The sequence below is a fragment of the Streptomyces sp. NPDC057486 genome (assembly GCF_042802415.1).
In the GTDB taxonomy this organism is placed as follows: domain Bacteria; phylum Actinomycetota; class Actinomycetes; order Streptomycetales; family Streptomycetaceae; genus Streptomyces; species Streptomyces yanii.
Map to the genome: position 1 here is coordinate 1 of NZ_JBHVEE010000149.1, position 24,140 is coordinate 24,140.

Sequence of the window (24,140 nt, forward strand, 5' to 3'; positions counted from 1 at the left end):
GGACCTGCCATCCACGCCCGCGCGAGCCGGAGCAACCCGGCGGGACGGCGCGGTGCGTCGCCCCGCCCGGGCCGGTCGGGAGGGATCACAACTGCTGGGCCAGCACATCGTTTTGGCGAACATGAACACGATGGGGTGAACGGCGCGACGGGCTTCGGGCATGCCCGGCGGGGTTTGCGTAACGTTTTCGGTGCGATCTGGGACGCCGGGTGTGGTGTCAGCGGTCGGGGCCCCCGTGTCACCAGCGAGATGGTTCGGGGCCTCCCCGTCGCCTCCGGCCACACCCACATGGCCAGGTCGTAGGGATTCCGCCCGCCTGGGACGGACCGCATATGGGATATGCGTCGCCGACCAGGATGCGAAAGCGGAGGACCAGTGCGCCCAAGACCGTTCGGGGCGTGTCGGTGAGCCAGGACTCACTCCTGCTCACTGCCCAGGAACGGTCAGTTGAGCTGGTCGGGGTGCGGGCCCGTGCGCAGGTCGCGGTCGAGGGCGGCGATGGCGGTCATCTCGTCGTCGGTGAGGGTGAAGTCGAAGACGTCGAGGTTTTCGCGGATGCGGGCGGGCGTCACGGACTTGGGGATGACGATGTTGCCGAGCTGGAGGTGCCAGCGCAGGACGACCTGGGCGGGCGACTTGCCGTGTCGGACGGCGATGGTGGTGATGGCGTCGTCCTTGAGGACGGCGCCCTGCGCCAGCGGGCTCCACGCCTCGGTGGCGATGCCGAGCCGGGCGTGCGCGGCGCGCAGCTGGTTCTGCTGCAGGCCGGGATGCAGCTCGATCTGGTTGACCGCCGGGACCAGCTCGGTGTCGGCGAGGAGCCGCTCGAGGTGCGCGGGCTGGAAGTTGGACACGCCCGCGGTGCGGATCTGGCCCTCAGCGACGAGCTTCTCGATGGCCTTCCAGGACTCGCGGTACAGGTCGCGGGCCGGGGTCGGCCAGTGGATCAGGTACAGGTCGACGTGGTCCAGGCCCAGCTTGGCCAGGCTGGCGTCGAAGGCCTTGAGTGTGGCGTCGTAGCCCTGGTCGGCGTTCCACAGCTTCGTGGTGATGAACAGGTCCTTGCGGGCGATCCCGGAGTCGGCGAGGGCGCGGCCGACGCCGGTCTCGTTGCCGTAGATCGCGGCGGTGTCGATGCTGCGGTAGCCGGCCTCCAGGGCGGCGCTGACCGCGGCGGTGGTTTCGGCGTCGGGGACCTGGAAGACGCCGAAGCCGAGCTGGGGGATCTCGACGCCGTTGTTGAGGGTGACGGTAGGGATGACGGACGGTGCCATGGTGCGTGTTTTCCTTCAGGCGGTGCGAGCAGTACGGGTGGAGAGGGTGTAGCGGACGGTCTGGGCGCTGATGAGTCCGTCCCGGAAGACGAACGTGTCGACGCCGTCGGTGACCTCGTGGGTGGCGGTGGTGGCGGTCCACTGCAGGAACAGCACGTTCCCGGCGAACTGCGGAGTCAGCCGCCAGTCGGCGTCGGGGAGATCGGCGAGCAGACGGCCGATGCCCTCCCGGACGCCGGCGCGACCGGTCAGGACGCCGTCGGGGGTGACGAAGACGGCATCCTCGGTGTAGTTCCGGCTGATCAGGTCGAGATCACCGGTGCCGAGGCGGGTGCCGTGGTCGGCGAAGACCTCCTGCGGCGTGCGCGTGGTGGACATCAGGACAGCTCCTTGATGGCGGCCTGGGCGAAGCCGTGGTCCTGTTCGGGGGTGCCGCCACCGACACCGATGGCGCCGATGAGGCGGCCGTCGCGGTGGAGGGGGAGGCCGCCGGCGATGAAGAGGAGGGGCTGGTCGAGGGCGGTGGGGAGGCTGTGGAAGGGGCCGTCGGGCTTGACGAGGTCGACGAGGTCGGCCGTGGGGGCGTTGAGCTGGAGGGCGGTGTAGGCCTTGCGGGTGCTGGTCTCGCCGGAGATGAGGACGGCGCGGTCGTCGCGGCGGAAGGCGAGGAGGTGGCCGCCGGCGTCGAGGACAGTGACGCTTACGGTGACTCCGGCTGCTTCGGCGGCGGTGCGGGCGGCGGCCACGAGGGTTTCGGCCTCGTCTGTGGTCAGCGGGGTGATGGCGGTGGTGCTCATGAGGGGTCCTTCGCAGGGGGAGTGGATGTGGTGTGGGGCCCGGTCAGTTCCGGATCGCCGCCGGAGCCCTTTCGTTCACCGTGGACCCGGCGACGACGCGTCCGGCGGTCCGGGTGCGGCGGTCGAGGTAGGCGGCGACGAAGGCGAGGAGCAGTGCGGCGCCGGAGAGCAGGGCGCCGATCCAGTTGGGGGAGGTGTAGCCCAGGCCCGCGGCGATCACGATGCCGCCGAGCCAGGCGGCGAGGGCGTTGCCGAGGTTGAAGGCGCCGATGTTGGCGGCGGAGGCCAGGGTCGGGGCGGCCGGGGCCTGGTCGAGAACCCACTTCTGCAGCGGCGGCACGGTCGCGAAGCCGAGTGCGCCGATCAGCGAGAGGGTGATCGCGGCCAGCACCTTGTTGTGCGCGGTCGCGGTGAACAGGAGCAGGGCCGCACTGAGGCCCGCAAGAGAGGTGAGGAGCATCGGCATGAGCTTGCGGTCGGCGAACTTGCCGCCGAGCAGGTTGCCCAGGAACATTCCGATGCCGAACAGGACGAGCAGCCAGGTCACGGCGCCCTCGGTGTAGCCGGCTACCTCGGTCATCATCGGGGTGATGTAGGTGATCGCGGCGAACACACCGCCGTAGCCCAGGACCGTCATCGCCATGGCGAGCCACACCTGGACGTTCTTGAACGCTGCGAACTCGCTGCGCACGTCCTGCGTCTTGGGCCGGCCCATCTCGGGCACGAGCTTGGCGACGCCCAGGAAGCCGATGACACCGAGCGCGGCGACGATGAGGAACGTGACGCGCCAGCCCCCGGCCTGGCCGATGGAGGTACCGCCGGGGACGCCGACGATGTTGGCCACGGTCAGGCCCATGAACATCAGGGAGATGGCCGAGGCCTTCTTCTCGGGCGCCACCAGGTCGGCGGCGACCACGGAGCCGATGCCGAAGAACGCGCCGTGCGCGAGGGAGGCGACGACCCGGCCGACGAGCATGAGGCCGAAGCTCGGGGCGAGGGCGGAGAGGGTGTTCCCGATGACGAACAGGGCCATCAGGAACATCAGCATCTTCTTGCGGGACACCTTGGTGCCCAGCACGGTCAGCAGCGGCGCACCGATGACGACGCCGAGGGCGTAGCCGGAGACCAGCCAGCCGGCGGTGGGGATGGTGACGCCGAAGTCGCCCGCGACCTGGGGCAGCACGCCCATGATCACGAATTCGGTGGTGCCGATCCCGAAGGCCCCGATGGCCAGGGCCAGGAGCGCGAGAGGCATGGGGAGCTACCTTCCAGGTGATTGCGTGAGACGCTTACGTTCCAACACAATAGTTGCAAGCGCTCGATAAATGCAAGCGCGGTCAAAATTGGAATGAATTTGCCTTCGTGTGCAACTATGAAGGGGATGGCCCGACGAAGGAGGCCCCGATGACCGCAACCGCCCCCGCGCTCACCGCCCTGGCTCACGGCTGGCGCGCACTGTCCCTGCTGCACGACAGGATCGAGGCGCACCTGGAGCGCTTCCTGCAGGCCGAGCACGGTCTGAGTGTGCGCGAGTACTCGCTCCTCGACGTACTGAGCCGCCAGCACGACGGAGAGGGCGGTCACCTGCAGATGAAGCAGGTCGCCGAGGCCGTGGTGCTCAGTCAGAGCGCCACGACCCGCCTGGTCACCCGCCTCGAGGACCGGGGTCTGCTCATGCGCTACCTGTGCCCCACCGACCGGCGCGGCATCTACACGAACGTCTCCGACGCCGGCCTCAAGCTCCTCGAAGAGGCCCGCCCGACCAACGAGACGGCACTGCGCGAAGCACTCCAGGAGGCGGCCGACGACCCCCGGCTGGAATCCTTGGTACGCACCTTCGAGACGGTCCGCGTGCCGGCGGGGGCTGCCGCATGAAGGCGATCACCCTCAACGGATACGGCGGACCGGAGACGCTGCGACTGACCGATCTCCCGGACCCGAAGGTTGCCCCCGGCGAAGTGCTGGTCCGGGTCAGGGCCGCAGGGGTCAACCCGGTCGACTGGAAGCTCGCCGAAGGGCGCCTCGACGCGCTCATGGAGACGCACTTCCCCCTGGTCCCCGGCTGGGATGTGGCCGGAGTGGTGGAGCGGGTCGGCTTCGACGTGGAGGAGTTCGCGCCCGGCGACGAGGTCTTCGGCTACATCCGCAAGGACGCCGTCCAGTTCGGTGCCTACGCCGAACTGGTCTCCGCACACGTGCGCATGCTGGCTCTCAAGCCTGCCGCGCTCACCTGGGAACAGGCCGCGGGTGTGCCCCTCGCCGGACTGACGGCATATCAGGCGATCAAGAGGGTCGGTGTCCGTGCCGGTGACACTGTCCTGGTGCACGCGGCCGCAGGCGGCGTCGGGTCGCTCGGCGTCCAGATCGCCGTGGCGCTAGGCGCACGCGTGATCGGCACGGCGAGTGTGCGCAATCATGACTACGTGCGACAACTGGGCGCGGAGCCCGTGACCTACGGCACCGGGCTCGTCGACCGCGTGGCGCAGTTGGCGCCCGGGGGAGTCGACGTGGCCCTCGACTTCGTCGGCGAAGACGCCGTGGACGCATCGCTGCGCCTGCTCGGGCGGCCGGAGCGGCTCGCGTCCGTTGCTGACCCCGGGGCGGCCGCGAAGGGCGGACACTACGTATGGGTCCGTCCCGACCCGGTGGACCTTTCAGTCCTCGCCGACCTGGCCGAAAGGGGGAAGCTGGGTGTGCATGTCGAGAAGGTGTTCCCGCTCGACGAAGCGGCGGAAGCCTGGCGCCTGAGCAGCCGAGGGCACACGCGTGGCAAGCTCGTGCTGGCCGTGGAAGTGCGCTGAGCGGCTCGGTTGCCCACGTCTGCGGCCGGCCCGGTCCAGGCTCGGCCGCGGGTGTGCCGCGAGGCTGCGCCAGGACAGGGCGGGCCGGGGTGTGCGACTCGCCCGAACCGCTCGGGCCGGCCGTCAGGCAGGTGCGGTTCCGGATTCCACGACCTGCACCAGCGGGGCCAGCTCCGGCCGCGTGTTTGCCTCGTTCAGCGCTTCGCGCAGTGCCGCGTCGTTGGTCGGGCGGGCCTCTTCGAGGAGCTTGAGGCCGGCGTCGGAGACGTTCGTGTAGATGCCGCGCCGGTCGGTGGGGCACAGGTAGCGCATGAGCAGACCCCGGTCCTCGAGGCGGGTGACCAGGCGGGTCGTGGCGCTCTGACTGAGCACCACGGCCTCGGCGACCTGCTTCATCTGCAGGTGACCGCCCTCTCCGTCGTGCTGGCGGCTCAGTACGTCGAGGAGCGAGTACTCGCGCACACTCAGACCGTGCTCGGCCTGCAGAGCGCGCTCGATGTGCGCCTCGATCTTTCCGTGCAGCAGGGACAGCGCGCACCAGCCCTGGGCCAGGGCGGTCAGCGCCGGGTCTGTGGCGGTCATGTGGTCCGAAGCCTCCGTGTGAGCGACTGAAGTCAAGGATAGGGCATGGCCGAAATTGCCTGCGATTGCGCATATGGCGCGCATGCAAGGTATTGGCCATGCAGGTAAGGCGTGCCTGCAGGAGTTGAGTCGCCCACCCACGCGCGCCGGAGAAGGTCATGCCTGATGTGCCCCGGCTTACGTGGAGTCGAGTTGTCGGAGTCCAGGAACTGTCCGGCCGACTCCGCGTCGAGCAGATCAGCGCGCATATCCCGCCCGCCGCCACAACGACGAGCAGATCAAGCGTCAGTCACCTGATCAGCTCGGACATCTCCCGGGCGCCCAGTCGCACCGGCGATCGGGGGTACCGAACCTACTGCGGCGGAATCAACGTGTAGTTGGGCACCGGCCTCTCGCGCTGCGCGTCGTCCCAGCTCCAGATCTTCCCGGCCTCCGGCTTGGGGCAATTCCCGAGATGGATTCCTCGGAGGCACGCACTGCACCAGAGTGCGGCCATGACGTTCACAGAGGACGACTTCGGCATGGTGAAGGCGACGTTGAGGTCAGCTCGTCCACACTCTGGGCACAACTGCCCTGCCAGCGTGGAATCGTCGATCCACGCCTCCTCGTAGATGTTGAGCCATCGTGAGAAACTCACCGAACCACCCATCGACGCCGTCACCCGAGGGCCGGGAGGTCCGACCCACCCCCGCGCTGGCATGCAGTTGCGAAGCCGCCCCGCATCGTCGTACCGCGCAGCCGCGAGTGTATGACCGTCCCGACGCATGGTCGACCGGACAGCTGGTGCAGCACTGGGGCGCGTGTCGGAAGTCCCGCCTGCCCCGCGACGCCCGGCACGCACGCTCGCTGCGTTGTTGCTCAACCGGCCATCCTGCGAGAGGTGCAACAAATTGCTCTGTCAGCGGCATCGAGGCTGCGGACGTCGCTCATATGGTGCGCAGGCCCGGCCGGAACTCCCGGCCGGGCCTGCGGAGGCGTACACATCTGGCGTACGCCGTGCCCGGGCTCCGGGCGCGACAGGACAGAGCCCGGGACGTGTGATCAGGGGCTGTCAAGGGCCCCGGCAGGCTGCGCCTTGGAGAGATTGCCCGACGGGGTGGGGCTGGTTTCCATCTCTTCCGGCGCGGCCGGTATGGCAGGGGACCTGCCGTGCAGTACGGCGTTGACGTGCGCGGTGTCCAGGACGCGTTCCCAGCGGGCGACGACGAGGGTGGCGACGCTGTTGCCGGCGAGGTTGGTCAGGGCGCGGCACTCGGACATGAACTTGTCGATGCCGAAGATCAGCATGATGCCGGCCGCGGGGACGGTGCCGACCGTGGACAGGGTGGCAGCGAGTGCGATGAAGCCGGCGCCGGTGATGCCGCCCGAGCCCTTGGAGGTGAGGAGCATGACGGCGAGAAGGCCGAGTTGCTGGGTGATGCCGAGGGGCGTGTCGGTGGCCTGGCCGATGTAGACGGCGGCCAGGGAGAGGTAGATGGAGCTGCCGTCAAGATTGAAGGAATAGCCGGTAGGGACGGTGAGACCCACGATGTCCCGGCGGACGCCGAGTCCTTCGAGTTTGGTCATCAGGCGGGGCAGGGCGCTCTCCGAGGAGGAGGTGCCGAGGACAAGCAGGAACTCCTCGCGCAGGTAGCGCAGCAGCCGGAAGATGTTGATCTTGAGGAGCGCCGTGACGCTGCCCAGAATCACGATGACGAAGAACGCCGAGGTGCCGTAGAAGAGGCCGATGAGTTGGCCCAGGCTGGTGAGGGTGGACACCCCGTACTTGCCGATGGTGTAGGCCATCGCCCCGAACGCGCCGACGGGTGCGGCCAGCATGACGTAGTGAAGGATCTTGAAGATCACTGCGCTGAGCCGGGTCACGCCGTCCACGACGGGCTCACCGATCGGACCGACGGCCTTGAGAGCGATACCGAAGAGCACGGAGAAGAAGATGACCTGGAGGATGTTGCCCTCGGCGAAGGCGCCGACGGCGCTCTCGGGCACCAGGTCGGTGATGAAGTGCCACCAGCTCTGTCCCTGACCGTCCTTCACGTACTGGGCGGCGTCGCCCTGCAGGTGGAGGTCGCCCGGGTGGGCGTGGACGCCGGCGCCGGGCTGGAACACATTGACCGCGATCAGCCCGACCAGGAGCGCGACGAGGGTGCCTGCCTGGAAATACGCAAGGGATTTCAGCCCTACGCGGCCGACTCGGCCGAGGCTGTCGACACTGCCGATGCCCGCCACGATGGTCAGGAAGACGATCGGGGTGATGAGCATTTTGATCGCCGCGACGAAAGTGGTGCCGACCGGCTCGAGGGCTACTCCTGCCGACGGCCACAGCCAGCCGGTCAGGATGCCGGTGGCGATCGCGGTCAGGACCCAGAAGTAGAGCTGCCGGTACCACGGCTTGGATGCCGTGTGGGTCTGGGACGGTGCTGAGGACGCGGGTGCTGCCATGGCGTTTCTCCTCATTGAGGAACGGGCGCAGCCGGGACGCAGGCGCGGTCCCGCGGGGGCGGGGCCGGTGGGGGAGGAACGCGGCTCGGAAGCAGACAGAAAAGGGGTGCCCAGCGAAAGGGCGGGAGAGTGGGCCGGGACGGCATCGTCCGTGCCGTCCCGGCCACGGCACACAGTTCAGCTCACAGGAGTTCGAGGAGCTTTTCGGTGAACTCGGCAGTGGTGGCGGTGCCGCCCAGATCCGGGGTCCGGACGTCTGTTTTCGCCAGAACCGCCGCGATGGCGTCGGTGACTTCCCTGCCGGCCTCGGGGTGGCCGAGGTGATCGAGCATCATGGCGGCCGACCAGACCGCGCCCAGGGGGTTGGCGATGCCCCGTCCGGCGATGTCGGGAGCGGAACCGTGCACCGGTTCGAACATCGAGGGAAACTCACGTTCAGGGTTCAGATTGGCGGCCGGAGCGATGCCGATGGAGCCTGCCACAGCAGCCGCCAGGTCACTGAGAATGTCGCCGAAGAGGTTGGAACCGACCACCACGTCGAAGCGGGCGGGGTCGAGGACGAACTTGGCGGCCAGCGCATCGATGTGCTCCTGATCCCAGGTCACAGTGGGGTGGGCTGCGGCGCGCTCGGCGACCAGCTCGTCCCAGAACGGCATCGTGTGCACGATGCCGTTCGACTTGGTGGCCGACGTGACCTTGCCGCCGCGCCGAGCGGACAGGTCGAAGGCATAGTCCAGGACGCGAGTTACCCCGGCCCGGGTGAACACGGCCTCTTGTACCGCCATTTCTTCCGGGAAGCCGCGGTTGAGACGTCCGCCGATCTCGCTGTACTCGCCCTCGACGTTCTCCCGGACGACGACGAAGTCGACCTCTCCGGCCACAGCGCCACGCACCGGGCTGTCGATGCCCTCGAAGACGCGGATCGGGCGCAGGTTGACGTACTGGCGGAAGCCTCGGCGGATCGGGATCAGCAGCCCCCACAGGGAGACATGATCGGGCACGCCCGGGTAGCCGACAGCGCCGAGCAGGATGGCGTCCTTGTCACGAAGCTGGTCCAGGCCGTCCTCGGGCATCATCGCGCCGTCGCGCAGGTAGCGCTCGCAGGACCAGTCGTACGTGGTGCAGGTGAAGCCGAATCCGTGGCGACGGCCGATGGCATCGAGGACCTGCTGCGCGGGGGGCAGCACCTCGGCGCCGATGCCATCGCCGGGGATCAAGGCAATGCGGTGGTTCGTCATGCGCCGATTGCAGCAACGGAGCGGTCACGGCGTCCAAGACGCAATTCCGATCTCGCTTATAAGCTGCACTTATCAAGAGTCTGTCGCGGGCAGGACGGTACTCAGGAAGGCCTCGGCGGCCGGTGACAGTCCGGTGCGGCGACTGATCAGTCCGACGCTGAGGGTGCTCTTGGGCTCGATGTCCAGCACCCGCGCTCCGGCACGCTCTGCCAGGGCTCGCCAGGACTCCGTCACCACGGCCAGACCCACCCCCGCCAGAACCAGCGGCAGGATGGCCACTCGGTGCTCGGTCTCGACGGCGATGGCGAACGTGATCCCGCGCTCGACCAGACCGTCGACGTAAGCCCGCATGCCGGTTCCCCGCTGTCCGACGATCAGCCGCTGCCCCGCCAGCTCCTGGCAATCCACGGACTGTCGTCCGGCGAACGGCCCGTCGGGCGGCACCACGAGAACGAAGCGCTGCTCGCCGACGAGGTGGGAAGCCACTTCCTTGTCCGGCAGCGGCCCGGCGGCGGCCAGCAGCCCCAGCTCGACGGCGCCGGTGCGTACCATGTCGATGACGTCCTGGCGGGTGAAAGCGGCCTTGATGGCTACCGCCACCCCCGGCCAGCGGCTGCTGAAGGCCCGGATCATCGACGTCAGCGGCTCCACCGCCTGCGACGGCATCGCCGCCACGTCGAGGCGGCCCTCACGCAGCTCATGTACAGCGGCGACGCTGGCACGGGCCGTCTCCAGACTCCGGACGGCGGCGCGGGCGGGCTCGATCAGCGCTTCACCGGCCTCGGTGAGTACCGCCCGGCGGCCGATGCGGTGGAAAAGAGCGCTGCCCAGGTCCCGCTCCAGCGACTGGACCGTCTGGGACAGCGCGGGCTGTGAGACGTACAGGGCCGACGCCGCCCGGGTGAACCCGCCCTGATCCACAATGGCGAGGAAGTGCTCCAACTGCCGGATGTCCATGGCGCTATCTTCTCCCTCGCCGAAGCCAGGGACTCTGGCGCCTCAGCCTGGACGTCCCCGCGCCGTTCGCCGTTTCCGAGGGGCAGGAACGGCGTACCGAAGGCGGCAGTAGCCGGCATCCGCGGGCGTCCACAGGCCGAGCAGCACCGCATCGCAGCTTCTGCGTGCCGCGTCCTGCTTCCCGCCCGTCTTCGCTCCGCTGTCGGGGATCATTGCGAGGTCCCGTTCCGGCGTCCGTATGCAGCCGTACAGCTGCGTGGACTGCTTGCGCAGCCGCGTCCAGGTCTTGTGACGGTCGCCGACCTTGCCCAGCGTGCCGAAGCACCGCCTTTCCGGGCGAGGTGACTCCGTCCTTCGGAAACCGGTGTCGTTCACTATTCACACCTGAGGACGTACCACCGCCACCGTCCGACCCCGCACAGAGGTTCTGACATGCCATTGGCTGGAGCAATGGCCGACCCGCAGCGCCGCGGCACAGCAAGATGGACGCCCTGACCACCTCATGTGCCAGGAGTCCCGCGTGTACAGGCTGTGTGAGTGGAGCCGCCAGGAGCGCCGTCCGCGCGCAGGCCGCACGGAAGCTGCGTCCTCCGACCGGGCAGCGTCCGTGTTCGCGCCGCTCACTCCGCGACGGAGTGAGCAGTGAGGCGGCCGGGCCGCCTCGGGGCGGCGAGCGGTTCGGCAGCGCGGCCCGGCGATGGGGGCCCGCAGATGCCGGCCGCGCCCGCATGGATGCGCTGGCTGCCCGCCTTCTACATCGCGGGCATCCTGGTGCTCGAACCCATTACGCCCGTGCAGTGGCCGGTGAGCTTTCTGCTCATCGCCCTCCCCGTGATTGCCGCCTTCGCCCACGGCCCCGCTGCAGTCGCCGCCCTCACCGTGTTCGCGATCGCCTTCGAAGCGGTCCTGGCCGGCACCCCGTGCTGCGCGGGCCGCCCGGTGGAATACGTGTGGGAGCGCCATTACGTGGCTGCCTACCTGTGCACAGCTCTGGTCGGCGTCCTTGGAACAATCCTTGCTGCCCACCGCATCCGCCGGGAACGCACTCTCGCCACCGTGCGTTCCGTGGCCGAGATCGCGCAGCGTGTCCTGCTCAGCCCGGTCCCTCACCGCATCGGACGCATTCTGGTGGAAGACCTCTACCTCTCCGCCGCCGCGGAAGCGAGCATCGGCGGTGACCTGTATGAGGCCGTCCCCACTGCCTACGGACTCCGCCTTGTCATCGGCGACGTCCGCGGCAAGGGACTCCCCGCCGTGGAGACTGCCGCCACCCTCCTCGGCGCCTTTCGCGAGGCTGCCCATGACGAACCCGATCTCGTCGCCGTTGCCCGCCGGGTGGAGGTCAGCATGAACCGCAGGGCCGCCCACCTAGCCGGAAACGACATGGGCGAGCGCTTCGTCACGGCCGTCTTCGCGGAGATCCCCAGCCGCCACGTGGTCCGCATCGTCAACTGCGGCCACCCGCCGCCCCTCCTCATCCGCCCCGACGGAGTCACTGAGCTGGAGACGGCCGACCCGGCACCGCCCCTCAACCTCGGCATGCTTCTCTCGGAGGCCTACCACGTCGACGAACACCCCTTCCGCCCCGGCGACCAGTTGCTGCTCTACACCGACGGCGTCACCGAAGCACGCGACCGCACCGGGACCTTCTACCCCCTGCGCCAACGTGTCCTCTCCTGGGGCCCCCTCCAGCCCCGGGAACTCCTCGATCGTCTCCATCACGACCTGCTCATCTACAGCAACAACCGCCTCCACGACGACACCGCGGCCCTCGCCGTCTACCACCTGCCCGACTGAGGGCTGTCCCGTAATCCCTGGCGGGCGCACGACGCCGGCTACGGCACCTCGCTGCGTTGTCGGAACGCCCGAATACGTCCGGTGCGAGGAGGCTCCTCGGCCTTGCGATGCCTCGTATCTGTCGCCGCGCGCTGTTCCGCCAGGGGTTACGGGACAGCCCTTGGGGCGGGTATGTGGTTGCGCATGACGGGTGGGAGTTCATCGAGCCGTGCCTGCCGATCGGTGGGTTCGGCCCGTACCCCGAGCGGTTACGGCAGCAGTTCGAGGGCGTGATCCGGCGGTTCTGGGCGGGCGGGCAGTGCCGGGGGGTGCCGGGGGAGTCCGGTGCCTGGCCGACCGTCCCCAACGGCTTCCGGCAGTGGAGGGACGCAAGGACGGCCTGGCCGAGCTGCCGTACTGCCTGCTTGAACCCTCCGAGGTGGCGGTGCAGGGTGGATCTATGACATGGACAGCACCACCGGTCGAGCGCACCAAGCAGCTGGGCGGCCTGGGTGCCGTAGCCGAGCGTCAGATGTTGGAGGGTTGGCTGATCTGGCATAGGGAAACGTTGCTGGCCAAGTGCGCCAGGCTCGAGCCGGCTCAATTGGCGCGGACGACCGTAGAGCCGTCGAACCTCACCCTCCTCGGCTTGGTCCGGCACATGGCGGAGATGGAGCGATGGTGGTTCCGGCGAAGCTTCGCAGGTGAAGCTGTCGGCGATGTCTTCACGGGCCCGTCAGATGGCAATGAGGGTCTCGACGGAGTTCACGCAGCCGATGCGGAGCGAGACTTCGGACTGTTCCAGACCGAGGTCCAAGCGTGTGACGCGGCGGTGGCCGGGCACGACCTCGACGAGACCTTCATGTCCTCTCGGGGAGTTTCCCTCAGCCTGCGCTGGGTCTACGTGTTGATGATCCAGGAGTACGCCCGCCACAACGGCCACGCCGACTTCCTACGCGAGCGGACCGACGGGGCAACGGGTGACTGAGCTTCTTTCTCAGAACGGTCCGGCAGCAGATGCCCAGGAGATGGCATGAGCAACGAGCGGGTCTCCAGCCTCGGATGTTCTCCCCCGACCATTCGCCGCCGTGTCAAAGAGTGGGCGGAGCAGGAGATATCCGAGGTGGTGCACGTTCTCGCTACCCTGGGAAATGCCGAAGCCGTACCGGACTCTCCCGTGCTCGCTCCCGCGGGACAGCCCTTAGCATGGGGTCCCATGATCGTATGGATCAATGGCACCCACGGTGCAGGCAAGACGACGACCAGTCCACTCGTGCAGCAACTGATCCCGGATTCACGGGTTTTCGACGCCGAGAAGGTCGGCGAGACACTCATGGACATCACGCCGGGGCTGCCCGGGACGGACAACTTCCAGCACTGGCCGCCGTGGCGGCAGCTCGTCGTCGAGACCGCCCACCGCGTACTCGACTACACCGGCGGCACTCTGGTGATCCCCATGACTGTCCTGGTCGAGCAGTACTGGCGCGAGATCAGCACGGGCCTCGCCCAACATGGTATTCCGGTACGACACTTCGTCCTTCACGCCGACCAGGACACCCTCCGCGGGCGCATCGAGGGGGACACTCTTATGGGCCCCTCCCCGTTCCGCCTCAAATACCTTGAGCCCTATGCCGAGGCGGCCCGCACGTGGCTGCACGGCGAGGCCGAGGTCGTCGACACCGCGCACCTCACGCCCGCCCAGGCCGCCCTGCAGATCGCGGAGGCCGTCAAGAGTTGAGGTCCGCCCGCCACGCGATGATGTATCCGATGCTCGGCGACCGTAACGACAGTCTTTCCGGCGACCAGATGAGGGCCGCGGAGTAGGGGATCGGCGCGCCAAGGTTCTCCCCCTGGCCTCTCTCTCCTCGGTGAGGCCAGGGGGAGCGCCTACGTCTCCCTGTATGCCACTGCGGCCCGTGCGGCGGACCTCGCGGGGCTGCCCCCGCCTATGTCGACGTCGGTCCAACATGGCGAGGAATGCCCGTCACGCCCGGTTCCGCTGGTTGCGCCGCCTGCTGAACCGCTGAACGCACGGCGTACGGGTGAGCCGCACGGGCCCGCCGGTAGGTGCCCCAGGGGATCAGGCCGGCCTGGAGCGACAGGCCAGAGGCGTCTCAATATACGCTCATTGTACGGAGTATGTACGCGTAATATGCGCTCCTCGCGGTACGATGGAACCGGAGGTGCTCATGTCCGAGCTGTTCGACGCGGTCGACGCCCTGATCGCGTCCGCGTCCCCACTGCCCCCGCCCGCCGAGCGGGAACGCTTGCGCAGAGCCCATGGGCTGACGCAGGACCAGGTCGCCAAGGCACTCAAGGTGCGCCGGGCCACGGTCGTGTCGTGGGAGAGCGGGAAGACCGAACCGCGGCCCCCGCAGCGCGAGGCATACGCCCGCTTGCTGGAAAAGCTCGCCGACCTCTACCCCGTCAACGCGACTACGCCCGTCCAGGTCACCGATGCAGAACCGGCAGACACGGCTGCTGAAGCCCGTCCCCTGTCCCCGGGGCCATCGGCTGAACCCGACGCCCCACCACAGTCCCGTGCCCCCATGCCGGCGCCGGCGCCGGATGCCACACCGGTCCGTTCCGCGAGGACCTCAAGGCCGATGTCACCGCCACCGGCCGTGAAGCGGTCAACCCCGCGGACGGCCGCGGCCCGGGCGGCCGCCGATCCGCGCTACGCGAACGGTCCGCTCGGTGTGCTGGACGGCGACGGCTCGCTGTACTGCATCGGCGGACTCGTCCTGGACTGTCCCGCCAGGACCATCCCCGCGCTGGTCGACTGGGCCCTGACCGAAGCGCACCTGGGTGCGCCGCGCCTGCACCCGTCGGGCAAGGACGCCGACCCTCTGATCGTCCTTACCGGCGCGGCCGCCGAATGCCTTGGCCTGCCTGAGCGGCTGGAGGACCGGCGTGGCCTGCGGCTGCCCGAGGACCACAAGGTCGTCAAGCAGATCACCAAGGCGAAGTGGAAGCTGACCCGGCGCGGGTTCGGCCCCTGGGCGCGGATCTACCGCCCGACGCAGCACGGGCAGCGCCAGTGTGTGCAGTTCGCGGTCCTGCCCTGGGGCGCTCTCGACTCCCGCTCCTGGGGCACCACCGACCACCTCGCCCCGGCCGCCATCGCCGACGTACTCGGCACCTACGCGACCCGCGTCATCACCCCCCGCGGCTCCACCGCCGTCTCCGGTCTGGAAACCATGACGGCGCTGCGCCCGCCGACCCGTGCCGTACGCGACGAGGACACGGGCAGCTGGGTCTCCGGACCGGTCCCCGGCTCGCTCACCGAACCCGTCGACCCGGCCCCGGTGGAAGCCCCGGATCAGCACCCGGTCGTCGCCGCCCGATACCCGCGCACCCATCAACGCACCCCGGACGAGGTCCTCGACGAGGAGGCGTACGAGTGGACGCGTGACCCGCAACTGCTCACGGACGCTGAGTGCACCCGCAGCCACGCGGTCGGCATCGACGTCAACACCGCTTTCCTCGCCGCCGCGAACCGACTCGTCGTGGGCCTGGGCGCACCGGTTCACATCACGCAGCCGGAGTTCGACAAGAAAACCCCCGGCAGCTGGCTCGTCGACCTGTCCGGCATCGAACTGGACCCGCGCCTGCCCAGCCCCTTCACCCCGCACGGCACCCGCCCCGACGGGCCTGCCTGGTACGCGACACCGACCGTCGCCTACGCCGCCGAACTCATCAGCACCTACCGGTTGCCAGTCACTCTGCGGCCGCTGGAAGCATGGATCCGCACGGAGTCCGGTGCGTACCTGGACCCCTGGTACAAGCACCTGGCCGAGGCGTACAAGCAGACGATGGCCGACCTCGGCGTCGTCACCGGAATGACCGAAGCAAAGTTCCTGACCGCCATGGAGACCCACCAGCAGACCGATCCCGGCATGGCCGCGGTCCTGTCCGCGATCAAGTCGACCGTCAAGGGGGGCATCGGGAAGTTCCGCGAGGGCCCGCAGGGCGCCAGTTACAAGTTCGGCGAGCGCTGGCCGGCGCTGGAACGCCCGACGTGGCGCCCCGACATCCGCGCCGCGATCATCTCCACCGCCCGCGTCAACATGCACCGCAAACTGCTGAAGACGGCCCTCACCACCCAGCAGGCTCCGGCCCCTGACGGACACCTGATGCTCGGCGAGGACGCCTTGCTGCCGATCGCGCTGCTCTCGGACTGCGCCGTCTACCTCTCCGACGGGCCGTCCCCGTTGGACGTCCTGCCGCACACCGCCGACGGGAAGCCGGCCCCGGGCACGTTCCGGCTCGGCGTCAGCCCCGGCATGGTCAAGCACGAGGGGACCCAGGAGATGCTGTGGGCCGTCGCGATGCTCGACGAAGGACATAACCCGGCCCGGCACATCAAGGGCACCGACGCCGCGATCGACGGAGAGTAGGAGCACTCGGTGGGCATCCTCGGAGACAGCCTCGACAAAGCCACCGCCGGCACGGCGACCCGGCCGATCCCGAAGTCGGCCGGTGCGCAGATGCGGTTTCTGGTCAAGCAATACAAGGGAACACGGGCCGTGGCCGAACTGCTGGGCATCTCCCAGCGCACCGTCGAAAGGTACGTCAAGGACCAGTTCAAGAAGCCGCACGCCGACCTCGCGGCCCGGCTCGCCGATCAGGTCCGCATCCGGTGGCAGCCCCGGGTCAAGGAGAAAGCGAAGAGGCAGGCCGCCACCTCCACCGGCATCGTCGTCGAGACCCGGGCACGGTTCGGATTCACCGCCGCACCGGGCAGCACCGACGACGGACGCATCCGGCTCATCACCCAGCACCTCCCACCCGAGTACGCCGCCCGCCTCTTCGACGCACGAGCCGCCGGCGCCACCGACCAGCAACTCCAGGCCGTCGTCGCCGAAGGTCTCCAGGAGCAGTACTTCAAGGACCGCGGCCGCCGCGCCGAAGGCCTCGTGGTCGAGTTCACCGACATCGACTACGTGGAGCTGGACTACTAGGGAGTGTGCCGGAAGTCCCGCCGTCCGCCCGAAGGGTGGGCCCGGCGGCGTCCGGTGCGTGCGATCGGACTCCCATTTTGTGAGCGCCTCCAAGGGCTGTCCCGTAACCCCTGGCGGGGCTGAAGCGCTCTGGGCGGCGAGATGACCATTGCGTTGGTCGGAGAGTTGATCTCTGTTTGGCGACGTTTCCTGCGTCGTTGCAGACCGGGTGCCTAGGATCGTCGGCATGGCACTGCGACCTGTTCAGGTGAACATAAAGGCTCTTGACGACTCGGCGGTCGGCCGGTTCTGGGCGGAGGCGCTCGGCTGGAGTGTTTCCAGCGAGGGACCCGGCGTGACCAACGTTGAACCCGGCGGCGGCTTCGTTTGGCCGGACCCGGTCGCCGTCTGCATCGACGTCGTTACCGTCCCGGAGCCCAAGACGACAACAAAGAACCGTGTACACCTCGATCTTTCCACCACCTCTGCGGCCCATCAGGCGGAGCTGGTCGCACGCCTCCGGGCTCTCGGTGCGACGCCCGCCGACGTGGGACAGGGCGACGTGCCGTGGACGGTCCTCGCCGACCCGGAGGGCAACGAGTTCTGCGTGCTGGAGCCTCGGGAGATCTACCGGGACACCGGGCCGATTGCCGCGGTGGTGGTCGACTGCGTGGATCCGCGGGCCATGGCCCGGTTCTGGGGTGAGGCGGTGGACTGGACCCTGCACGAGGTGACTGACGATCATGCGGTGTTGCGTTCCGCCAAGGATGTCGGCCCGTATCTCGAGTTCCTCCGCATGCCCGGCGTGAAGACCGTGCCGGACCGCGTCCATCTTGACCTGTTGCCGTACCCCGGTGACGACAAAGCAGCGGAGGTGGCCCGGCTGCGGGGCCTCGGCGCCACCGACCTCGACCTCGGCCAGGGCGACGTCCCGTGGACGTGCCTGGCCGACCCGGAGGGCCACGAGTTCTGCGTACTCGGCCGGTCCTGACGCGGAAGTCTCAACGGCACCCTGACTCGTGATCCCTGTCTGCTCATGCGCGCCATGGCCCCGGGTGGGTTGGGCTGCGGCGTCTCGGTCGATTCGGGCGGCGCGAGCCGGCCCGCAGGGGCGAACAGCTCGCTTGCCGAGCACAACGCCCAACCGCCAACTGGCGTGCTCAGCCACGACTGTGACTGAGCACGCCAGTTGAGCGTTTCGGTGACCCGAGTCACACCCGGCTCCTGTCAGCAATCGGGGCGCCGTCTCGTTCAAGGGGCACGCGAACGAGACAGGAGCAACGCCATGAAGCACCGCATCGTCGTACTCGGCGCCGGATACGCCGGGGCCTTCGCCGCCGGAAACCTGGCCCGCCGGCTCTCCCCCGCCGACACCGAGATCACCGTCGTCAACGCCGCGCCCGACTTCGTTGAGCGGATGCGGCTCCACCAGCTCGCGATCGGCCGGGACCTCGCGTTCCGCAAGCTCGCCGACGTATTCGCGGGTACCGGAGTGCGGCTGTGCCTGGCGCGCGTCACCGGCGTCGACCCCGAGCGCAGTACCGTCGCCGTGACCGGCGAGGACGGCGACGGCGAGCTCGCGTACGACACGCTTCTCTACGCCCTCGGCAGCTCCGTAGCCCACCATGAGGTCCCCGGCGTGGCCGAGTACGCCTTCGATGTGACCGGCCTGTCCTCGGCACTGCGTCTGCGCGAGCGCATGGCCGGACTGGGCGAGGGCGGCACCGTGCTGGTCGTCGGTGAGGGGCTGACCGGCATCGAGACCGCCACCGAGTTCGCCGAGTCCCGGCCCGACCTCTCGATCGCGCTCGCCGCCCGCGTCGAGCTGGGCGCCTGGCTCTCCCCGAAGGCCCGCCGTCACCTGCGCCAGGCCTTCGACCGGCTCGGCATCACCGTCCATGAGCACACCGGGATCGAAGCCGTCGAGCCGACACGGGCGATCGCCGCCGACGGTACGTCCATCCCGGCCGACGTGACCGTGTGGTCGGCCGGGTTCGCCGTGCACCCCATCGCGGCCGCCAGCGGCCTGGAGGTCGCCGAGACCGGCCAGATCGTCGTCGACCGCACCATGCGCTCGGTCTCGCACCCGGACGTCTACGCCGCCGGTGACTGCGCCTACGCGATCGGCGAGAACGGTCGGCCGCTGCCGATGTCCTGCGCCTCGGCCGGCTTCACCAACATGCAGGCGACCGCCGCGATCATCGCGCGCCTGACGGACAGTGAGGTCCCGACCACCGGACTGAAGTACTACGGCAACCACATCAGCCTCGGGCGGCGGGACGCGATCTTCCAGATGGTGGACGGGGACGTCCGGTCGAAGTCCTGGTTCCTGGGCGGCAGGACCGCCGCGCGGCTCAAGTCGGGCGTGCTCAAGGGGGCCGGGTGGAGCGTCGCCCACCCGACCTTCGGCATGCCGAAGCGCAAGCGCCGCCTGGCCACCGGACCTGACCGGGTCGGTGTGAGGGTCGCCGCATAGGCTGTCGCGCATGGACAGCGCAGCCATCGATCGGTTCGAGGCCAGCCGGGACCGGCTGGCCTCGCTCGCGTACCGTCTGCTCGGCTCGGCGGCCGACGCCGAGGACGCCGTGCAGGACGCGTTCCTGCGCTGGCAGGCCGCGGACCGGGAACGTATCGAGGTGCCGGGGGCGTGGCTGACCAAGGTCGTCACCAATCTCTGCCTCGACCAGCTCCGCTCGGCACAGGCGCGCCATGAGCGCGCTGTCGGGGACTGGCTGCCCGAGCCACTCCTCGAGGGCGACCCGATGCTCGGCCCTGCCGATACCTTCGAGCAGCGCGAATCGGTGTCCTTGGCGGTACTGACCCTCATGGAGCGCCTCTCGCCGGTCGAGCGGGCCGCTTACGTCCTGCGTGAGGCCTTCTCGTACCCCCACGCCGAGATCGCCGGGATTCTCGACATCACCGTGTCCGCGAGCCAGCAGCATGTCCACCGGGCCCGACGCCGGGTCGCCGCCGAGCGCCGCGGCGGCGACGAGGTGGACCCCGCGTCCGCGCGCCGGATCGTCGAGGAGTTCCTCGCCGCCGCCACGTCGGGGCGCACCGAACGTCTGGTGGCGATGCTCACCGCCGACGTGACCGCGGTCTCGGACGGCGCCGGACTGGCCAGGCGGCTGCTGCGGTACAGGACGCGCGAGCGCGTCGCCTCCTACGTGCGGGCCGGCTTCAAGCCCACTCCGGCGAAGCGGCGGCTGGCCGGCGGCTCCCTCGCGATCCACGTCGCGCTGGTCAACGGCTCCCCGGCGATCATCGCCGTGGTCGACGACCGGGTCGTGGGCGCCGTGGCGTTCGAAGTCAGCGACGGCAAGGTCGCGTCCCTGCGCGGCATCGCCGCCGCGGACCGGCTCGCGCGCCTCAATGAGGCCTGGCGGCAGCACGAACCCGACGCGCCGGTCATCAACGCATGGTGACCGGAGCCACCGGAATCCAGTGACCTGAGTCGGAGCGAGGACGACGCCCCTTCCCCCCGCGCTGCACAGCAGTACGGGGCCGGAGCACGTCGGTCCCCCGAATGGACCGGCGCGCGTGCTCAGGCGCCGCTTCAGTAGATCGCGGCCGGCCGTCAGATGCAGGTAGCGGTTCGTCCGACGCCGGAGAGCTCATGCGACGGGCATCCCTCACCGCATGGGTCTGGTCATGCCTTGCCACGGACGACGGTGACGGGGCAGTGTGCGTGCTGCAACAGTGCTTGGCTCACCGACCCCAAGAGCAGTCCGGCAAAGCCGCCGCGCCCTCTGGCTCCGACGACCACGAGCTGCGCAGTCTTGCTCGCCGCGATCAGTACCTCGCGGGTTTCGCCGCCCACCGCGTCGTGTCTGACCCTGACGTCCGGATACCTCTCCGTACGGCCGGCGAGTGCCTGGGCCAGCAGACGCTACGGGCTCTCGGGGCCCGTACCGAGCGGTGCATAGTCCGGCAGCCACGCGTGCACCGCCACGATCTCAGCCCCGCGCAGCGCCGCCTCAGCGAAGGCGAAGTCGACCGCCTTCTCACCGACCGGGGAGCCGTCGACCCCCAGCACGATCGGCCCGGCGCCGGCCTGTTCCTCACGGACCACCATCACCGGACACTGGCCGTGGGCGGCCAGGGACACCGCCGTTGATCCCAGCAGCATGCCGATGAAGCCACCCATACCCCGGGAGCCGACGACCACCAGGTCCGCGGCTCGCGACTCAGCCTCCAGCACCGCCACCGCGTCGCCGGTCACCACGGCCTCGGTGACCTCCACCTCGGGCGCCACGCTCCGGGCATGCTGCGCAGCCTCGTGCACCAGGCGATTGAGCGGCGACGGGTCCAGCGGTGCATACATGGGCCTGACAGGCCAACTGAAGGCGTGCACCACGCGCAGCTCAGCACGACGCCGCTGGGCTTCCCCCGCAGCCGCTTCCACCGCGGAAAGACTCGACGACGAGCCGTCCACTCCCACGACAACCAGATTTCCCACCGCTCCTCCATCACTCGCCTCGGCTTCCAACCTTTACCCCGACGAGGCGTTGCTGCCATCTGGCGAAGCCACAGCGGCAGTGCCGAACTTCATCAGCTGCACATCTGCGCACAGCAGGTTCGACGACGCCACGAGTTGGCCGACCCGAGCGGGGACCTGACCTTCGACGACTCGGGCGCCGCAGTGTTCGGAGGTCTAGACCAAGTGGTCTAGACCTCAACTGGAAACTCCGGTATACCTTCTTCAATTCCGCTCGAACGGAGGTTGGAGTGCGCATAAACAGGCATGCTGCTCGACTGGTCAGAGCGATAGCGCTCGGATTGTTCGTGCCCCTCCTGGCAGTGCCGTCAGCAGGCGCCGAACCCGTCCCCGCGAACACCGACGTCAACCCCCGCCCCGCCGTGGTGCCCGCTCTTCAGCAGTGGGAGGGTGGCACGGGTGCGTTCGAGTTGCGCAAGCACAGCCGGATCGTGCTGGCCAAGAGGCAGGCCGACGAACTCGACGACCAGGGAGCGCAACTCTCGGCCGAGATCGAAGAGGTGACAGGGCACAAGCCGGCCGTGTCCCCCCGGATCCCGCAGGACGGCGACATCGTCCTGTCGATCGATCCCTCCCTCGCCGACGCGACGGGTGGCGCCCGGTTCGCCGAGGAGGGGTACACCCTTACGGCGACCGATCGCAACGTGACGATCACCGCGCCGACCGCGAAGGGCGTCTACTACGGCACCCGCAGCCTTCTGCAGATCCTTCTGCTCGACGACGGCCGCGATTCCGTCCCCGTGGGCACGGCCGTGGACTGGCCCAACTACAAGGTCCGCGGCTTCATGCTGGACGTCGGGCGGCGGTTCTTCACCGCCGACTACATCCGCGACTACCTGCGGGTGATGGGCTGGTTCAAACTCAACCAGCTGCAGTTGCACCTCAACGACAACGGTTTCAAGGGCGACAAGCCCTGGAGCGAGGTGCAGGCCGGCTTCCGGCTCAAGACCGACAACCCCGAGCTGGCCGGGCTGGCTTCCCGGGACGGGTCCTATGACCGCGCCGACTGGGACTCCTTCGAGGACACCGCCGCCGCGAACGGTGTCACGATCATCCCCGAGATCGACGCGCCCGCCCACTCGCTGGCGTTCATCCGGTTCCGCCCGTCGCTCGGCCTCGACAACGGCCAGTCCGACCACCTCGATCTGTCCAAGCCTGAGACCACCGCGTTCATGAAGTCGGTGTTCGACGAGTTCGTGCCCTGGTTCCGCAGTCCCGATGTGCACTTCGGCGCCGACGAGTACACGGTGGACAAGCCCCGCTACAAGGTCTACTTCAACGAGATGGCCGCCCACATCCGCGCGCTCGGCAAGCAACCGCGGGCCTGGGGCAGCCTGTCGGTCATGGCGACCAACAGCGACGGTTACGACCGCGACGTGACCATGAACAGCTGGAACAACGGCTGGTACGGGCCGCAAGCGCTCAAACGAGACGGCTACTCCTTCATCAACACCAACGATGCCCTGCTCTACATCGTCCCGTTCGCGGGCTACTACCACGGCCACGGGCTGGACGGTAAGTACCTCTATGACCAGTGGGAGCCGAATGTCTTCCCCGGCGGGCAGAGCGTGGCCCCTCGTGACCCGCAGTTGCTCGGAGCCATGTCGGCGGTGTGGAACGATCTGACGGAGGCCACCTACTCGGAGTTGGACGTACACGGGCTGGTCGAGCCCACGTTCGGCACGCTGGCTCAGAAGATGTGGAGCGGGGCCAAGGCCGATATGCCGTACAGCGCCTTCCTCGACACGGTCCGCAAGCTTGGTGTGGGCACCGGGCTGACGAAGGTCTCCACGACACTCGCCGCGTCGGCGTCGGGGGAGGTGAGCCTGGGGAAGGAGGCGACCGCCTCCGCCGGTGAGGCGGCCGCGGCCTTCGACGGAGTGCGCACCACCCACTGGTCCAGCGGTCCAGGAGATGAGGCATGGCTGCAGGTCAACCTCGGCAAGCCGGTCGCGATCAGCAAGGTCGAGCTGGACTGGGCGCCCGACCACGGGCGGGACTACGAGGTCCAGGTGTCACGTGACGGCGAGAAGTGGACCACGGTCGCGAGCCGTACCGGCCGCGAAACCGCGGGAGCAGACACTCTGACGTTCGATCCGGTCACGGCACGGCACGTACGGCTCGTCGGCACGCAGGCCGACAAGAAGCAGAACGGGTACGCCCTGTGGAGCATGCGCGTCTTCGAGGTGCCGGACCTGGCACTGCACCGGCCGACCACCGCGTCCTCGACCGAAGTGGCGAGCCTGGGACCGGAGAACGCCACCGACGGCGACGGCAGGACCCGATGGGCCAGTGCCTACCGTGACGATGAATGGATCCAGGTCGACCTCGGCTCCCCGCAGGCCGTCCAGCGTGTCCTGCTCGACTGGGAGAACGCCTCAGGTCGTGACTACGACATCCAAGTCTCCGGCGACGCCGCCAACTGGAAGACAGTGGCCTCGGTTCGGGGCAAGCCGTCCGGCGCCCGCGTGGACGAGCTCACCTTCGATCCGGTGACCGCCCGGTACGTGCGGATGCAAGGCATCAAGCGGACAACCGGCTGGGGCTACTCGCTGTGGCGCCTGGAAGTTCGTTCCATGAGCCCGGAGCCCGACCCCGCGTGACCCGCGAGTGGGCGCAGAGGCTTTGAGATCACGAGGGATCCGCACCGGTCGTGGCGTCGCCCGTGCGACTGGCGCGGATCCCTCGAGTCGAGCCTCGACGGCGAACCGGATGCGGCCCGCGACCGGGCCGCCGCAGCGGTCCTGGCCCTGGTGGGCGTTGGAAAATGGCACTGCTCGAGGTTTGCTGTGGCAGGACATCCGGCGGCCGCCGTTGCACTTTTCGGTGCAACGG

19 protein-coding genes and 2 pseudogenes are annotated in these 24,140 nt (G+C 68.9%); 12 read left to right on the forward strand and 9 right to left on the reverse strand.

Going from position 1 to position 24,140, the window contains the following annotated elements; genetic code table 11:
* Positions 1-443 precede the first annotated feature (443 nt).
* The 4 genes from ACFU6I_RS40640 to ACFU6I_RS40655 are packed head-to-tail and all read right to left on the reverse strand — an operon-like array spanning position 444 to position 3,326.
* Complete coding sequence (locus ACFU6I_RS40640; RefSeq protein WP_384377114.1) at positions 444-1,274, reverse strand: aldo/keto reductase; 831 nt, start codon at positions 1,272-1,274, stop codon at positions 444-446.
* Between the two features lie 15 nt (positions 1,275-1,289).
* Complete coding sequence (locus tag ACFU6I_RS40645) at positions 1,290-1,652, reverse strand: nuclear transport factor 2 family protein (protein WP_384377117.1); 363 nt, start codon at positions 1,650-1,652, stop codon at positions 1,290-1,292.
* Positions 1,652-2,071: a heme-binding protein gene (locus ACFU6I_RS40650; protein ID WP_384377120.1), complete on the reverse strand. Its 420-nt coding sequence runs from the start codon at positions 2,069-2,071 to the stop codon at positions 1,652-1,654. The genes ACFU6I_RS40645 and ACFU6I_RS40650 overlap by 1 nt, the downstream gene beginning before the upstream one ends.
* Positions 2,072-2,114: 43 nt before the next feature.
* Positions 2,115-3,326, reverse strand: a complete 1,212-nt coding sequence (locus tag ACFU6I_RS40655; protein ID WP_384377123.1) for an MFS transporter — start codon at positions 3,324-3,326, stop codon at positions 2,115-2,117.
* Between the two features lie 149 nt (positions 3,327-3,475).
* Here ACFU6I_RS40655 and ACFU6I_RS40660 point away from each other — a divergent pair, with 149 nt between their 5' ends.
* Both ACFU6I_RS40660 and ACFU6I_RS40665 read left to right on the forward strand, forming a co-directional pair.
* A complete protein-coding gene (locus ACFU6I_RS40660; RefSeq protein WP_384377126.1) occupies positions 3,476-3,946 on the forward strand; it encodes a MarR family winged helix-turn-helix transcriptional regulator in 471 nt (156 codons plus the stop codon).
* Positions 3,943-4,872, forward strand: coding sequence for an NADP-dependent oxidoreductase (locus tag ACFU6I_RS40665; RefSeq protein ID WP_384377129.1), 930 nt, complete (start codon positions 3,943-3,945; stop codon positions 4,870-4,872). The genes ACFU6I_RS40660 and ACFU6I_RS40665 overlap by 4 nt, the downstream gene beginning before the upstream one ends.
* Before the next feature lie 123 nt (positions 4,873-4,995).
* On the opposite strand, the gene ACFU6I_RS40670 is transcribed toward ACFU6I_RS40665, so the two are convergent.
* From ACFU6I_RS40670 to ACFU6I_RS40685, 4 genes are all read right to left on the reverse strand, one after another.
* The gene (locus tag ACFU6I_RS40670) at positions 4,996-5,454 is read right to left on the reverse strand and encodes a MarR family winged helix-turn-helix transcriptional regulator (RefSeq protein ID WP_384377131.1); all 459 of its coding nucleotides are present in this window, start codon (positions 5,452-5,454) and stop codon (positions 4,996-4,998) included.
* Positions 5,455-6,495: 1,041 nt separating this feature from the next.
* The gene (dctA, locus tag ACFU6I_RS40675) at positions 6,496-7,893 is read right to left on the reverse strand and encodes a C4-dicarboxylate transporter DctA (protein WP_384377134.1); all 1,398 of its coding nucleotides are present in this window, start codon (positions 7,891-7,893) and stop codon (positions 6,496-6,498) included.
* A gap of 182 nt (positions 7,894-8,075) precedes the next feature.
* A complete protein-coding gene (locus tag ACFU6I_RS40680) occupies positions 8,076-9,131 on the reverse strand; it encodes a tartrate dehydrogenase (protein WP_384377137.1) in 1,056 nt (351 codons plus the stop codon).
* Positions 9,132-9,203: 72 nt separating this feature from the next.
* Positions 9,204-10,088, reverse strand: coding sequence for a LysR family transcriptional regulator (locus tag ACFU6I_RS40685; RefSeq protein WP_384377140.1), 885 nt, complete (start codon positions 10,086-10,088; stop codon positions 9,204-9,206).
* Between the two features lie 711 nt (positions 10,089-10,799).
* Between ACFU6I_RS40685 and ACFU6I_RS40690 the strand changes: the two genes are divergently transcribed.
* From ACFU6I_RS40690 to ACFU6I_RS40730, 9 genes and pseudogenes are all read left to right on the forward strand, one after another.
* Positions 10,800-11,885 (forward strand): PP2C family protein-serine/threonine phosphatase, encoded by a 1,086-nt coding sequence (locus tag ACFU6I_RS40690; RefSeq protein WP_384377143.1) that lies wholly within the window; start codon positions 10,800-10,802, stop codon positions 11,883-11,885.
* Between the two features lie 173 nt (positions 11,886-12,058).
* Positions 12,059-12,256 (forward strand): annotated as a pseudogene (locus ACFU6I_RS40695) (hypothetical protein); the annotation flags it as partial.
* Entirely contained in the window at positions 12,244-12,852 is a 609-nt protein-coding gene (locus ACFU6I_RS40700) for a DinB family protein (RefSeq protein ID WP_384377146.1), read from the forward strand. The pseudogene ACFU6I_RS40695 and the gene ACFU6I_RS40700, both read left to right, overlap by 13 nt.
* Before the next feature lie 228 nt (positions 12,853-13,080).
* The gene (locus tag ACFU6I_RS40705; RefSeq protein ID WP_384377149.1) at positions 13,081-13,602 is read left to right on the forward strand and encodes an AAA family ATPase; all 522 of its coding nucleotides are present in this window, start codon (positions 13,081-13,083) and stop codon (positions 13,600-13,602) included.
* A gap of 451 nt (positions 13,603-14,053) precedes the next feature.
* Positions 14,054-16,264 carry a telomere-associated protein Tap gene (gene tap, locus ACFU6I_RS40710; protein WP_384377152.1) on the forward strand — a complete coding sequence of 737 codons (2,211 nt, stop codon included), beginning with the start codon at positions 14,054-14,056 and terminating at the stop codon, positions 16,262-16,264.
* 9 nt (positions 16,265-16,273) lie between these two features.
* Positions 16,274-16,828 (forward strand): telomere-protecting terminal protein Tpg, encoded by a 555-nt coding sequence (tpg, locus tag ACFU6I_RS40715; RefSeq protein ID WP_384377155.1) that lies wholly within the window; start codon positions 16,274-16,276, stop codon positions 16,826-16,828.
* A gap of 226 nt (positions 16,829-17,054) precedes the next feature.
* Positions 17,055-17,798, forward strand: a complete 744-nt coding sequence (locus tag ACFU6I_RS40720; protein ID WP_384377159.1) for a VOC family protein — start codon at positions 17,055-17,057, stop codon at positions 17,796-17,798.
* Between the two features lie 294 nt (positions 17,799-18,092).
* On the forward strand, positions 18,093-19,283 hold the full coding sequence (locus ACFU6I_RS40725; protein WP_384377162.1) for an NAD(P)/FAD-dependent oxidoreductase: 1,191 nt from the start codon (positions 18,093-18,095) through the stop codon (positions 19,281-19,283).
* A gap of 10 nt (positions 19,284-19,293) precedes the next feature.
* Positions 19,294-20,232: a sigma-70 family RNA polymerase sigma factor gene (locus tag ACFU6I_RS40730; RefSeq protein ID WP_384377165.1), complete on the forward strand. Its 939-nt coding sequence runs from the start codon at positions 19,294-19,296 to the stop codon at positions 20,230-20,232.
* A gap of 224 nt (positions 20,233-20,456) precedes the next feature.
* On the opposite strand, the pseudogene ACFU6I_RS40735 reads toward ACFU6I_RS40730, so the two are convergent.
* Positions 20,457-21,266 (reverse strand): annotated as a pseudogene (locus ACFU6I_RS40735) (universal stress protein).
* Between the two features lie 326 nt (positions 21,267-21,592).
* On the opposite strand from ACFU6I_RS40735, the gene ACFU6I_RS40740 reads away from it, so the two are divergent.
* Complete coding sequence (locus ACFU6I_RS40740; RefSeq protein WP_384377168.1) at positions 21,593-23,908, forward strand: discoidin domain-containing protein; 2,316 nt, start codon at positions 21,593-21,595, stop codon at positions 23,906-23,908.
* The last annotated feature ends 232 nt before the right edge of the window (positions 23,909-24,140 follow it).